Genomic DNA, 12,488 nt, shown 5'->3' with positions numbered 1-12,488 from the left:
GGTTAAAAAGCAGCGAGCGAGCTCATGAGCTAGCGCGCGAAAAAGCCAGCACCCCTGCCTTGATCCCGTCACCCGAGCGAAAGCTGGGGTCTCATCTTGAGATTCCCGTCACGCACAACGCGGGAGACCCCAGCTTTCGCTGGGGTGACGGTCGTAGAAAGCGGCCGCTCCTCGCGCCACCAAGCCACGCCGCTTTCCCCCAAGCCTTTCAACGCGTATAGCGTACCCGAACCATGACTCCCGCAACTCCCCTCCTGCCACCGGCGCATTGGCGCGATTTCCTGGCGCTGACCAAGCCGCGCGTGATGACGCTCGTCGTCTTCACCGGGCTCTGCGGCATGCTCGCAGCCCCCGTCGGCGTGCACCCTGTGATCGGCTTCACCGCGATCCTCTGCATCGCGCTCGGCGCGGGCGCTGCGGGAGCACTGAACCAATGGTACGAGTCGGACATCGACGCGGTCATGCGCCGCACGCAGAAGCGCCCGCTGCCCGATGGCCGGATGGACCGTCAGGCGGCACTCCATTTCGGCGTCGGGCTCGGCGCGTTCTCAGTCCTGTTCATGGGCATCGCGGTCAACCTCGTCGCGGCCGCGATCCTCACGGTTTCGATCCTGTTCTACGTGCTGGTCTACACCGTCTGGCTGAAGCGCCGCACGCCGCAGAACATCGTGATCGGTGGTGCCGCGGGCGCGTTCCCGCCGCTGATCGGCTGGGCCGCGGCGAGCGGTGATGTCGCGTTGCTCCCCGTCCTGCTGTTCCTGTTCGTATTCCTCTGGACGCCGCCGCATTTCTGGGCGCTCGCGCTGTTCATGAAGAGCGATTACGCCGCCGCGGGCGTGCCGATGCTCCCCGTCGTCTCGGGCGAGCGCACCACGCGGACGCAGATCGGGCTCTACACGATCCCGATGGCGGCGGTTGCGATCCTGCCTTGGCCGCTCGGCCTAACGGGTGCGATCTACGGCATTGCGGCGGTCCTGCTCACCGGCTGGTTCGCGTTGCTAGCCGTCCGCGTCGCCAAGCGCACCACGCATGCCGACGATGCGATGAAACCGGAGAAGGCCTTGTTCAAATACTCGATCCTGTACCTGTTCGTGATGTTCGGCGCGCTGGTCGTCGACCGGTGGTTCGCATGAGCCTGCCCGATCCCGACCTGATCCGCAGCCGTCAACGCGGTCGCGCGCGCGTAATGGCTATCCTGCTGGGCGCATTCGTAATCCTCGTCTTCGCGATCTCGATCGCCAAGATCCGCGCCGGCATGCCGCACTGATGGCCGGCTGGAAGGCTATGTCGCGCACCAACCGTACTGCGGCGCTCGCGGTGCTCTTCATCTGTTTCATGACCGGCCTCGCCTGGGCCAGCGTCCCGCTCTATCGGCTGTTCTGCTCGGTCACCGGGCTCAACGGGACGACCCAGCGCGGGCTCGTCGCCCCCGGCGCGGTCGATCACAAGATCACGGTCGACTTCGACACCAACGTCAGCCCGAAACTCCCGTGGAAGTTCGTGCCCGAGAATCGTTCGGACACGATCGACGTCGGCGCGCGCGACATGGCGTTCTTCACCGCGACCAACACGTCGAACAAGCCGCTCACCGGCACCGCGACGTTCAACGTCCAGCCCGCGCAGGCCGGCAAGTATTTCACCAAGATCCAGTGCTTCTGCTTCACGCAGCAGACGCTGAAACCCGGCGAGACCGCGCGGATGCCGGTGATCTTCTTCGTCGATCCGAAGATCCTGACGGACCCCGACGCGGCCGATATCCAGACGATCACGCTCAGCTATACGTTTTACCCGGTGGATTCTGCGAAAACAGCCAGCTAGAACGACGCCAAAGAAAATAGGGGAGTACCGATGGCCGGCGCCAAGAACCATGATTACCACATCCTGCCGCCGAGCATCTGGCCGCTGGTCGGATCGTTTTCGGCGCTGATCATGGCGGTCGGCGGCATCATGTGGATGCACGGCGGCCATATCGACAAGCCCAATGGCGGCGGCTGGATCTTCTTCATCGGCCTGACCGGGCTGCTTTTCACCTTCTACAGCTGGTGGGCGCAGGTCATCAAGGAAGCGCACGCGGGCGACCATACCCCCGTCGTGCAGCTTCATTTCCGCTACGGGATGATCCTGTTCATCGCCTCCGAAGTGATGTTCTTCGTCGGCTGGTTCTGGGCGTTCTTCGACTTCTCGCTGTTCCCGACCGCGATGACGTTTGCCGACGGCACCGTCACGCGGGCGGTCGAAGGCGGCGCGGCGATCGTCGCACAGTGGCCGCCAAAGGGCCTGACGGTCATCAACCCGTTCGAACTGCCGCTGCTCAACACGCTGATCCTGCTGACCTCGGGCACGACGGTGACCTGGGCGCACCACGCGCTGATCCACAACCAGCGCGGCGGCGAGAAGACCGGTGCATGGGGCCTAATCGGCGTCGGCAACCGCGACGGCGTGCTCAAGGGCCTGTGGCTGACCGTGATCCTCGGCGTACTGTTCAGCTCGATCCAGGCGTACGAATATGCCCACGCGCCGTTCCCGTTCAAGGGCATCAACTACGGCGCGTCGTTCTTCATGGCGACCGGCTTCCACGGCTTCCACGTCCTGATCGGCACGATCTTCCTGATCGTCTGCCTCGTCCGCGCGTACAAGGGCGACTTCACCCCGCGCCAGCACTTCGGCTTCGAAGCGGCGGCCTGGTACTGGCACTTCGTCGACGTCGTGTGGTTGTTTCTGTTCGTCACCGTCTACGTCTGGGGCGGCTGGGGCGCACCCGTCCACGGGGGTTGAGGGTTACTAATTACCACCCCGGCGAAGGCCGGGGCCCAATTGGTGAGGTTGCGGTAACGAAGCGCGGTCCTCCGTTGGCAACGTCCCCCAATTGGGCCCCGGCCTCCGCCGGGGTGGTGGCGAATGGCACGGCACTGATCCAGGCCTACTCCCTCCCCTTGTTCTCCCGCGAAGGCGGGAGCCCAGTCTGGATCCCTGCCTTCGTGGCGAAACAAGGATGGGGAGCGCTGACCGCATGACCGACGATCCATACCCGCTCGCCAACGCCCCCACGATCGCCCAGGTCGCGCTCAAAGGCTTGTGCCCTCGCTGCGGCAAGCCCACGCTCTTCGCGAAATGGTCCAACTTCGCCGACCGCTGCCCGAATTGCGGGCTCGACTTCAGCAAGTTCAACGTCGGCGACGGCCCCGCCGCGTTCCTGACGCTGATTCTCGGCGCCGTCGTCGTGGCCCTCGCAATCACGCTCGAACTCAAGGTCCACCCTCCGCTCTGGCTGCACATGCTGATCTGGATCCCCTTTACCGCCGGCGGAGTCGTGTTGTCCCTAAGAGCGGCAAAGGGCGCCCTCATGTCCGCCGAATACCGCAACGCAGCCCGCGAAGGCCGAATCGACCCGTGACGAGACGCATCCCGATCATCCCCACCATCCTCGTCACGCTCGCAATTGCGGCGATGATCGGCCTCGGTCTGTGGCAACTCCTCGACCGCCTCCCGAAAAAGGAAGCGTTCCTCGCCCAGCTCGCCGCCAACCCTGCCAAGCCGCCCATGGCCTTCCCGCGCTTCCCCGACGAGACGCTCCTCTTCCGCCGCGCCTCCGGCCTCTGCCTCCAGCCGACCGAGATCAAACTCGCCGGCGCCGGCAAGTCGGGCTTCCGCGCGATCGCCGAGTGCCGGACCGGCGCGGAGGGCCCCGGCATGATCGTCCAACTCGGCACCACCCGCAATCCGATGGCCAAGGTGAACTGGGCTGGCGGCGAAGTCTCCGGCTTTATCAGCCACGCACCCGACGGCCGTTCGCTGATCGGATCACTGTTCGATCACACGCCGCAACGCCTGATGCTGGTCTCTGACACGCCGCAGGCGGGGCTCAACCCCAACGGCAAGCCCGACATCGCGTCGGTCCCGAACAACCACCTCGCCTATGCAGGCCAGTGGTTCTTCTTCGCCGCCATCGCCGCGATCATCTACACCCTCGCGCTCCGCCGCCGGCCACGACCGGTCTCAGACGCACGATAAACCAAACACCGTCATCCCAGCGAAAGCTGGGATATCCCCGTGTGGCACGCGTCATCTGCCTCGTGGGATACCCCAGCTTTCGCTGGGGTGACGGAGTGGGGCTAGGGGCAACGGACTGCCGGCTGAGGTACGGGACTGGGATTGGCGACTAGGAACCGGGGACTGGGGACCGGGAACCGGGAACTGACGGGATCGCCCACCGTACTCGCCCGAAAGCTTGTCCCCTCTCCCCCCAACCGCTAACCGGCTTGACCATGCGTTACATAAGCACCCGCGGCTCGGCGCCGATCCTCGATTTCGAAGCGGCGACGCTCGCCGGCCTCGCCTCCGATGGCGGCCTCTACCTCCCCGAGGCGTGGCCGACGATGACCCGCGACGAGATCGCCGCGCTCGCCGGGCTGTCCTATGTCGACACCGCGGTCGCCGTGATGGCTCCGTTCGTCGGCGGCGCGATGACGCGCGAGGAACTGAAGGCACTCTGCGAACAGGCCTATGGCCGCTTCTCGCACGCAGCCGTGACACCACTCGTACAGCTCGACCACGACCAGTGGCTGCTGGAACTGTTCCACGGCCCGACGCTCGCGTTCAAGGACGTCGCGCTCCAGCTGCTCGGCCTGTTCTTCGAACGCTTCCTCGCCGGCACGGACAAGCGCCTGACGATCGTCGGCGCGACCAGCGGCGACACCGGCTCGGCGGCGATCGACGCGGTCGCGGGGCGCGAGGGGATCGACATCTTCATGCTTCACCCGGTCGGCCGAATCTCCGAGGTGCAGCGCCGCCAGATGACCACGGTGCTCAGCCCCAACGTCTACAACATCGCGATCGAAGGCAGCTTCGACGACGCGCAGGCGCTCGTGAAGGCGATGTTCAACGATCGCGCCTTCTCGACCAAGTTCGCGCTGTCGGCGGTGAACTCGATCAACTGGGCCCGGCTGATGGCGCAGGTCGTCTACTTCTTCTACGCCGCCGTCCGCCTCGGCGCGCCCGATCGCGAAGTCGCGTTCGCGGTACCGACCGGCAATTTCGGCGACGTGTTCGCGGGCTACGTCGCGGCGAAGATGGGGCTGCCGGTGGCCAAGCTGGTGGTCGCGACCAACGTCAACGACATCCTCCACCGCGCGCTCAGCACCGGCGATTACTCGAAGGGCGGGGTGCAGCAGACCCCGACCCCGTCGATGGACATCCAGGTCAGTTCCAACTTCGAACGCCTGTTGTTCGACCTCGGCGACCGCGATGGCGCAGCGCTCGCCGCACAGATGGCCGGCTTCGAATCCTCGGGCGCGATGCGTCTCACCAATGCGCAGTCGGAAGGCGCCTCGGCCCTTTTCCAGAGCGAGCGCATCGACCTCGACGACATGACACTGGCGATGCGCTGGGCACACGAGCACGCCGGCCAAGTGATCGACCCGCACACCGCGATCGGCCTCGCCGCAGCCCTGCGCACCGAGGTCCCCGCCGGCGTGCCAATTGTGACTTTGGCCACCGCACATCCGGCTAAGTTCGGCGACGCGGTCGAGCGCGCGACCGGGGTCCGACCCTCGCTCCCCGCCCGCGTCGGCGACCTCTTCGACCGCGAGGAGCGCTACGCCACGCTGCCAGCGACGTTCGAAGCAACTACCGCCTACATCACCGAGCGCGCGAAGCCGTCAGCATGAAGCTAGAAACCCTCGTCGGCGAACCCTGGACGGATTACGGCCTGATCGACTCCGGCCACGGCAAGAAGCTCGAGCGCTATGGCCGCTTCCGCTTTATCCGCCCCGAACCCCAGGCGATGTGGGCGCCTGCCTCGACCGACTGGCAGGCGCAGGGCGAATTCGTCCCCGGTTCGGACGAAGATGGCGGAGGCCGCTGGGAATTTTCCGAGCCCGTGCCGCGCGAAGGCTGGACGCTCAGGTGGAACGAGGTGTCGTACACCGCGCAGACCACGCCGTTCCGCCACCTCGGTTTCTTCCCCGACATGGCGCCCGTGTGGAGCTGGATGCGCGAGCGCGTGGCGGGCCTCGAGAGCCCCGAATGCATGAACCTGTTCGGCTATACCGGCGTCGGCACGCTGGCGATGGCGACCAAGGGTGTCCGCATGGTCCACGTGGACGCGTCGAAAAAGTCCGTCGAGGCGGCCAAGGCCAATGCCAAACTCTCGGGCATGGCCGACGCGCCGATCCGCTGGATGACCGATGATGCCGCGAAGTTCGTTGCGCGCGAGGTGCGCCGTGGGCGGCGGTATGACGGGATTTTGCTCGATCCGCCGAAATACGGGCGTGGGCCGGAGGGTGAAGTGTGGCGGCTGGAGGAAGACCTGCCGAAGCTTATCGCCGACTGTCGCAAGCTGCTCGACGAGAACTCGCGCTTCCTGTTCCTGACGGTCTACGCGGTGCGGATGTCTGCGCTCGCGATAGGGGAGTTGCTGAACCAGGTATTTGCGAACCTGCCGGGCAAAGTCGAAGTCGGCGAACTCGGCGTCCGCGAAGAAGCGCGCGGCCTGACACTCCCCACAGCAATTTGGGCCCGCTGGAGCTGCTGAACTAGGCCTCTTGGCTACCACCCCGGCGAAGGCCGGGGCCCAATTGGAAAGGTTGGAGTAACGAAGGGCAATCCTTCGTTGGCTACGTCCCCCAATTGGACCCCGGCCTCCGCCGGGGTGGTGGTTAGTTCAGAGGTTATCGCCCGTCACAATCGGCGGAATTACCCCGGAATCTGCTGCGAGATGCAGTGAAAGCTCCCGCCACCCGTCAGGATATGATCCGCACGTTGCCCGACCACTTCGCGATCCGGGAACAGCGCCTGGATCGCCACCACCGCCGCTTGGTCGTTCTCCGCGCCATACAACGGCACCACCACCGCGGCATTGCCGATGTAGAAGTTCATGTAGCTCGCCGGCACGACCTCCTCGTCACGCAGCACGCGGCCCGGCGACGGGATCGTCACGACCTCCAGCCCGGCCGCGGCGGCATCGCGCGCGGCGTTCTGGTACACCTGCCAGTTCGGATCGTTGTCGGTCGCCTTGGGGATCGCCACGCGGCCCTCGCCGACGAACCGCGCGAGGTTGTCGACATGGCCGTCGGTATGATCGTTGACCAGCCCGTCGCCCAGCCACACCACGCGGGTGTAGCCGAGATCGGACGCCAGCCGCGCCTCGATCTCCGCCTTCGTCAGCGACGGATTGCGATTGCGGTTGAGCAGGCACTGCTGCGTCGTGACGACCGTCCCGGTACCATCGCCATCGATCGCGCCGCCCTCGAGAACCCAGTCGCACGCCTCGACCCGCTTGTGCCGGCTTTCCGCCAGCCGCTGGCCGATCGTATCATCGCCGGGCAAGTCGTACTTCCCACCCCAGCCGTTGAACCGGAAGTCCCGCGCGCTGCCGTCGCCGACGATGATCGGCGCGGTATCGCGCAGCCAGATATCGCCGAACGGCTCGACCACCACGTCCGCGAACGGCGCCAGCTTTTTGGCGGTGGTCGCCGACCCGACATCGGCGGCTACCAGAATCACCGTCTCGCCCTTGCCGCCGGCATGCACTGCCTTGGCAAACGCGACGACCTCGTCCCGCGCGGGCTCCAGATCCTCCAACCACAGGTCCGCATGGCTCGGAAAGCCGATCCAGACGGCCTTGTGGTGCGCCCATTCGGCGGGTGTCGAGACGGTCGTGGTCACTTACTTGGCTCCTGCGCGATCGCGGTCACGGATGCCGCGGAATTCGGCGGTCTTATACCAGTTCGGCCACAGACTGGTATCGTCCGCGAGCTTCCGCCCCAATCCGTAATAGATCGTCAGATCCTCGACCGCACCCGACCAGTCCCACTTCGCGTCATATTCGTCCGCGGGCTTGTGATACCGGTGCGCGACATAATCCTCGCGCGCGGCATGGCCCGCCGCGGTACCACCGACGATCAGGTCCTCGCCGCTGCCGCCATCGAGCATCGGCACGCCCAGCTTGGCGAAACTGAAGTGATCCGACCGGTAGTAACCGCCGCGTTCAGGATTCGCCTCGACGCCGATCACACGGCCCTCGGCAGCGACGAACGGCTTCACCAGATCCTCGATCTCCGACTTCCCCGCGCCGGTCAGCACGAAATCCTTCGCCCGGCCGTCGACGTTCAGCACGTCCATGTTCACGCCGCCGACGGTATGCGCGAGCGGATAGATCGGATGCTCGGCATAATAGCGCGACCCGAGCAGCCCGGACTCCTCCGCCGTCACCGCCAGGAACGCGATCGAGCGCTTGGCCGGCCCCGCCTTGGCCTGCGCCTCGGCCAGCGCGATCAGCCCGGCGACGCCGCTCGCATTGTCCGACGCGCCGTTGCAGATGTCGTCGCCATCGACCGGATCGCAGCGCCCGAGATGATCCCAATGCGCCGAGTACAGCACGTAATCATTCGGGGCGGCAGTACCCGGCAGCACGCCGATGACGTTCTTCGACGCCTGCCGCTTGATCGTGTTGTCGAACCCGCCGGCGAACTTCAGTCCGAGCGGAACCGCCTTGAACCCCTTCACCTTGGCCGCCGCGGCGAGCGTCGCATAATCCTTGCCCGCGCTCGCGAACACGCGCTCCGCCGCCGCGCGCTGCATCCAGCCGACGATCTGCGACTGGTCGAGATGATCGCCCTTCTCGTCCAGTTCGAGCTGCGGCCCAGTCCAGGACGACTGCACCACCGCCCACGGATACGCCGCCGGCTCGGTATCATGGACGATGATCGCCGCCGCCGCGCCGTGCTTCGCCGCATTCTCGAACTTGTACGGCCAGCGCCCGTACCACGTCATCGCACGCCCTTCGAAAGGCCCCTCGCGCGACATCGTCTGCCAGTCGGCATCGTTGATGAGGATGACCACCGTCTTCCCCTTCACGTCGGTGCCAGCGTAATCGTCCCAGCCCTTTTCGGGCGCGGTGATCCCGTAGCCGACGAACACCACGTCGCTGTTCGCCACCGACACCTTCGGTACGACGCGGTAGGTGCCCGCGACCATGTCGGTCCGGAAGTTGAGACTTACCGGAGTCTTGCCGCCGGTGAAGCTGTACGGCTGCACGTTACCCGCGGTGATCTGCACCATCGGCACGTCCTGCGTCCACGACCCCTTGTTGCCGGGCTTCAGTCCTGCCGCCTTCATCCGCTCGACGATATACGCGACCGTCTTCGCCTCCGCAGGCGTGGTCGGCGCGCGGCCTTCATAGGCGTCCGAGGACAGCACCTGCGTGACGGTCTTCAACGTCTCGACCGAGATGGCAGGGGTAGTCTGCGCGGACGCGGCGGTCCCGAGCAGCAACAGAGACAGGATGGCAGCGCGCATGGTCATTTCCCCATTTGGTTGCGCGCGTTCTGGCAAAACCCGGCGCGCATGTCCACGAAGCGACAAGGAGCAACGAAAAAGGGCGGCCCCGCAGGACCGCCCTTTTCCTCGTATCGATCGTACCGAAAGATCAGCGCGAGTAGAACTCGACGACCAGATTTGGTTCCATCTTCACCGGATACGGCACTTCGTCGAGCGTCGGGACGCGCGTGAAGGTAACCTTAGCCGCGCCGTCGGTGGCGACATAGTCGGGGATCTCGCGCTCGGCGAGGCTCTGTGCTTCCATGACCAGCGCCATTTCCTGCGCCTTCGAACCCAGCGTGATCTCGTCGCCGACGAAGCAGCGACGCGAGGCGATGTTGCACTTCACGCCGTTGACGCGGATGTGGCCGTGCGAGACGATCTGGCGTGCCGCGAAGATCGTCGGCGCGAACTTGGCGCGGTAGACGATCATGTCGAGGCGCTGCTCGAGCAGGCCGATCAGGTTCTGCGAGGTATCGCCCTTCAGACGCGCAGCCTCGTGGTAGCATGCACGGAACTGCTTCTCGGTCACGTCGCCATAATAGCCCTTGAGCTTCTGCTTGGCGCGCAGCTGGATACCGAAATCGCTGACCTTGCCCTTGCGGCGCTGGCCGTGCTGGCCCGGGCCGTATTCGCGCTTGTTGACGGGCGACTTGGGACGACCCCAGATGTTCTCGCCCATACGGCGATCGAGCTTGTACTTCGCGCTTTGACGCTTCGACATAGTATAACCTTTGCAAATGCAAACAACGTTGGTCCCGGTATCGCTCTGCTTGCTGTACTGGACAGGGCAGGGCCACCGCTTCACCGGGGTGCAGGGCCATTGCGAAGGCGGGCGCCTAGACGGGGGGCGGGCCAGAGTCAAGCTGGACAGGCCGGGTGGGGCTCGGCAAGGGACGGCGCATGACCATTCTCTCCGGCCCCGATTGCACCACCATGACCGAGGTCCGCGCGGGTGTCGACGCGCTCGACCGCGATTTGGTCGCGCTCCTCGCCAAGCGGTTCGCGTACATGGACGCCGCCGCGCGGATCAAGCCCGAGCGCGGGCACGTGCGGGATGAAGCGCGGAAGGCGCAGGTGATCGACAACGCGCGGGCCGAGGCGGTGAGGCTAGGCGTTCCGGATGCCGTGGTCGCGGATTTGTGGGAACGCCTGGTCGAAGCCTCGATCGCCTACGAACTCGCCGCCTTCGACCGGCGCTAGGCTCGCGGTCGCTTCCCCGCCAGCGACGACAACACGCCGCGGAGAGTCCGAATCTCCTGGCTCGACCAGCCCGGTTTCGTCAGCAGCGTGCGCAGAGTCCGCCGCGTCGACTGCATCTTGTCGGGCAGGTGGAAGAACCCCGCCCCCATCAGCATCGCATCGAGTTGCCCGATCATCCCGTCGAGCTCCTCCTGCGGCGCAGGCGGCATGATCGGGTTGATCGACGGCTGCGACAGCTCGCGCTCGGCGGTCAGCCCCTTCGACCATTCATACGCGACCAGGATCACCGCCTGGGCGAGGTTGAGCGATCCGAACTCGGGGTTGATCGGCACCGTGATGATCGTCCGCGCGACCGCGACGTCGTCGGTTTCGAGGCCGGAGCGTTCTGGCCCGAACAGGATCGCGGAGCGGCCGGGGGCGGCGTGGATCTCGGTTGCGGCCTGTTCGGGGGTGACGACCGGCTTGGTCACGCCGCGTTTCCGCACCGTGGTGGCGAACACCTGCGCGCAGTCTGCGGTAGCGGCCGCGACGCTGTCGTAGACCTTCGCGTTCTGGAGGACGATGTCGGCGCCGCTGGCGGCAGGGCCGGCGGAGGGGTTGGGCCAGCCGTCCCGCGGGGAGACGAGGCGCATTTCGGTTAGGCCGAAGTTGAGCATCGCGCGCGCGGCCTTGCCGATGTTCTCGCCGAGTTGGGGGCGGACGAGGACGATGACGGGGGGTGGGGTTTCTTCCGCCAAGGTGCTTCGACTTCGCTCCGCACGAACGGGAGAGGTTATTGCGGCATCCTTCCCCTCTTCCGATGGGACACCCTTACTCTCTTCCGACGGAACACCTCCCCCCTCTTCCGTTCGCCCTGAGCGAAGTCGAAGGGCACGCTCCCGCGGGGGGATCGCCGCATCGTGCAGATCCGCCCAATCCTCTCGCGCGAGCGCTTCCTTCTTGCGCCGCGACCAGCCCTTCACCTGGAACTCCGCGGCGAGCGCTTCCTGCCGGCTGCCGAAATCCTGGCACCACAACAAGGTCACGGGGCGGCGCGTCTGCGTGTAGCCGGAAATCTCGCCGAGGTTGTGCTGGCCGATCCTGCGTTCCAGGTTATCGGTGTGTCCGGTGTAATAACTGTCGTCGGCGCAGCGCACCACATAGGCCCAGAATGTCATGGTCGCGGCTTACGCGGGGGCGTGGTGTTCGGACAAGTCCTTCGACTTCGCTCAGGACGAACGGGGGTGGAGAGGCCGGGTTGCTACCGAAAGGTACACCCCCCTTCCGTTCGCCCTGAGCGAAGTCGAAGGGTACCTTTCTTGAGTCGCAAGACAGGCCAAACTCACTCCGCTCGCCCGACCTCCTCCACACTCCCGGCAAAAGCCTCGAAGTCCTTCGCCTCGCTGAAATCCCGGTACACACTCGCAAACCGGATATACGCCACGGAATCGAGCCCCTTGAGCCCGTCCATCACCATCTCGCCGATCCGCTTCGACGTCACGTCGTTCTCGCCCAGCGTTTCCAGCCGCCGCTGGATCCCGCTCACCAGCTTTTCGATCCGCCCAGCCTCGATCGCCCGCTTCCGCGTCGCGATCGACAACGACCTGAGCAGCTTCTCCCGGTCGAACGGCTCGCGCCTGCCCTCGCTCTTCAACACGAACAGCTCGCGCAACTGGATCCGCTCGAACGTCGTGAAACGCGCCGCGCACCCTTCGCACTGGCGCCGGCGTCGGATCGCCGCCCCGTCTTCGGTGGGGCGGCTGTCCTTTACCTGGCTGTCTTCATGTCCGCAGAAGGGGCAGCGCATTCAGACCTTCTTCTTGCCCTTGTAGTACGCGTAGCCCGCGCCTGCGAGTGCGCCGAAGATCGGGCCGATCACCGGCACCGGGATCGCGACGACCGCGCCGAGCGCGCTCCACTTGGCCATGCTCTTGCCGAGGCCGGGGGTCGCCTTGATGTCGTTCTGGACGTCGTCGAACTTCGACATG

15 protein-coding genes are annotated in these 12,488 nt (G+C 65.7%); 9 read left to right on the top strand and 6 right to left on the bottom strand.

Annotated elements, in window-relative coordinates; all coding sequences use genetic code 11:
* The first annotated feature begins 233 nt into the window (after positions 1-233).
* From U1763_RS17070 to U1763_RS17035, 8 genes are all read left to right on the top strand, one after another.
* Positions 234-1,133 (top strand): heme o synthase, encoded by a 900-nt coding sequence (locus U1763_RS17070; RefSeq protein ID WP_332756129.1) that lies wholly within the window; start codon positions 234-236, stop codon positions 1,131-1,133.
* Positions 1,130-1,267, top strand: coding sequence for a cytochrome c oxidase system small membrane protein (locus U1763_RS17065; protein ID WP_165911349.1), 138 nt, complete (start codon positions 1,130-1,132; stop codon positions 1,265-1,267). The genes U1763_RS17070 and U1763_RS17065 overlap by 4 nt, the downstream gene beginning before the upstream one ends.
* Entirely contained in the window at positions 1,267-1,818 is a 552-nt protein-coding gene (locus tag U1763_RS17060) for a cytochrome c oxidase assembly protein (protein ID WP_132734637.1), read from the top strand. Before U1763_RS17065 ends, U1763_RS17060 begins: the two co-directional genes overlap by 1 nt.
* Positions 1,819-1,848: 30 nt before the next feature.
* A complete protein-coding gene (locus U1763_RS17055; protein WP_332756128.1) occupies positions 1,849-2,775 on the top strand; it encodes a cytochrome c oxidase subunit 3 in 927 nt (308 codons plus the stop codon).
* Positions 2,776-3,010: 235 nt separating this feature from the next.
* Positions 3,011-3,394, top strand: coding sequence for a DUF983 domain-containing protein (locus tag U1763_RS17050; protein ID WP_332756127.1), 384 nt, complete (start codon positions 3,011-3,013; stop codon positions 3,392-3,394).
* Positions 3,391-4,011 carry an SURF1 family cytochrome oxidase biogenesis protein gene (locus tag U1763_RS17045; RefSeq protein ID WP_332756126.1) on the top strand — a complete coding sequence of 207 codons (621 nt, stop codon included), beginning with the start codon at positions 3,391-3,393 and terminating at the stop codon, positions 4,009-4,011. Before U1763_RS17050 ends, U1763_RS17045 begins: the two co-directional genes overlap by 4 nt.
* 254 nt (positions 4,012-4,265) lie before the next feature.
* A complete protein-coding gene (gene thrC, locus U1763_RS17040) occupies positions 4,266-5,666 on the top strand; it encodes a threonine synthase (RefSeq protein WP_332756125.1) in 1,401 nt (466 codons plus the stop codon).
* The gene (locus tag U1763_RS17035; RefSeq protein ID WP_332756124.1) at positions 5,663-6,532 is read left to right on the top strand and encodes a class I SAM-dependent methyltransferase; all 870 of its coding nucleotides are present in this window, start codon (positions 5,663-5,665) and stop codon (positions 6,530-6,532) included. The genes thrC and U1763_RS17035 overlap by 4 nt, the downstream gene beginning before the upstream one ends.
* A 161-nt stretch (positions 6,533-6,693) precedes the next feature.
* On the opposite strand, the gene U1763_RS17030 is transcribed toward U1763_RS17035, so the two are convergent.
* The 3 genes from U1763_RS17030 to rpsD all read right to left on the bottom strand — a co-directional run bounded on the left by U1763_RS17030 (position 6,694) and on the right by rpsD (position 10,042).
* A complete protein-coding gene (locus U1763_RS17030; protein ID WP_332756123.1) occupies positions 6,694-7,665 on the bottom strand; it encodes an agmatine deiminase family protein in 972 nt (323 codons plus the stop codon).
* Entirely contained in the window at positions 7,666-9,297 is a 1,632-nt protein-coding gene (locus U1763_RS17025; protein ID WP_332756122.1) for a M28 family peptidase, read from the bottom strand.
* A 130-nt stretch (positions 9,298-9,427) separates the two neighbouring features.
* Positions 9,428-10,042: a 30S ribosomal protein S4 gene (gene rpsD / locus U1763_RS17020; RefSeq protein WP_056053294.1), complete on the bottom strand. Its 615-nt coding sequence runs from the start codon at positions 10,040-10,042 to the stop codon at positions 9,428-9,430.
* Between the two features lie 179 nt (positions 10,043-10,221).
* On the opposite strand from rpsD, the gene U1763_RS17015 reads away from it, so the two are divergent.
* Positions 10,222-10,521, top strand: coding sequence for a chorismate mutase (locus U1763_RS17015; RefSeq protein ID WP_332756121.1), 300 nt, complete (start codon positions 10,222-10,224; stop codon positions 10,519-10,521).
* Here U1763_RS17015 and U1763_RS17010 read toward each other — a convergent pair.
* From U1763_RS17010 to U1763_RS17000, 3 genes are all read right to left on the bottom strand, one after another.
* Entirely contained in the window at positions 10,518-11,678 is a 1,161-nt protein-coding gene (locus tag U1763_RS17010) for a TrmH family RNA methyltransferase (protein ID WP_332756120.1), read from the bottom strand. The genes U1763_RS17015 and U1763_RS17010 overlap by 4 nt on opposite strands.
* 164 nt (positions 11,679-11,842) lie before the next feature.
* The gene (nrdR, locus tag U1763_RS17005) at positions 11,843-12,307 is read right to left on the bottom strand and encodes a transcriptional regulator NrdR (RefSeq protein ID WP_056487307.1); all 465 of its coding nucleotides are present in this window, start codon (positions 12,305-12,307) and stop codon (positions 11,843-11,845) included.
* Entirely contained in the window at positions 12,308-12,487 is a 180-nt protein-coding gene (locus U1763_RS17000) for a hypothetical protein (RefSeq protein ID WP_056053298.1), read from the bottom strand.
* Position 12,488: the final 1 nt, after the last annotated feature.

The organism is Sphingomonas sorbitolis (assembly GCF_036663875.1).
GTDB lineage: Bacteria > Pseudomonadota > Alphaproteobacteria > Sphingomonadales > Sphingomonadaceae > Sphingomonas.
This window is presented reverse-complemented; position numbering and strand designations above follow the sequence as displayed.

Coding starts and splice junctions, on each gene's coding strand:
- U1763_RS17065 (WP_165911349.1), top strand. CDS start 1,130: ATGAGCCTGCCCGATCCCGACCTGATCCGCAGCCGTCAACGCGGTCGC.
- thrC (WP_332756125.1), top strand. CDS start 4,266: ATGCGTTACATAAGCACCCGCGGCTCGGCGCCGATCCTCGATTTCGAA.
- nrdR (WP_056487307.1), bottom strand. CDS start 12,307: ATGCGCTGCCCCTTCTGCGGACATGAAGACAGCCAGGTAAAGGACAGC.
- U1763_RS17035 (WP_332756124.1), top strand. CDS start 5,663: ATGAAGCTAGAAACCCTCGTCGGCGAACCCTGGACGGATTACGGCCTG.
- U1763_RS17055 (WP_332756128.1), top strand. CDS start 1,849: ATGGCCGGCGCCAAGAACCATGATTACCACATCCTGCCGCCGAGCATC.
- rpsD (WP_056053294.1), bottom strand. CDS start 10,042: ATGTCGAAGCGTCAAAGCGCGAAGTACAAGCTCGATCGCCGTATGGGC.
- U1763_RS17015 (WP_332756121.1), top strand. CDS start 10,222: ATGACCATTCTCTCCGGCCCCGATTGCACCACCATGACCGAGGTCCGC.
- U1763_RS17000 (WP_056053298.1), bottom strand. CDS start 12,487: ATGTCGAAGTTCGACGACGTCCAGAACGACATCAAGGCGACCCCCGGC.
- U1763_RS17060 (WP_132734637.1), top strand. CDS start 1,267: ATGGCCGGCTGGAAGGCTATGTCGCGCACCAACCGTACTGCGGCGCTC.
- U1763_RS17025 (WP_332756122.1), bottom strand. CDS start 9,297: ATGCGCGCTGCCATCCTGTCTCTGTTGCTGCTCGGGACCGCCGCGTCC.
- U1763_RS17070 (WP_332756129.1), top strand. CDS start 234: ATGACTCCCGCAACTCCCCTCCTGCCACCGGCGCATTGGCGCGATTTC.
- U1763_RS17050 (WP_332756127.1), top strand. CDS start 3,011: ATGACCGACGATCCATACCCGCTCGCCAACGCCCCCACGATCGCCCAG.
- U1763_RS17010 (WP_332756120.1), bottom strand. CDS start 11,678: ATGACATTCTGGGCCTATGTGGTGCGCTGCGCCGACGACAGTTATTAC.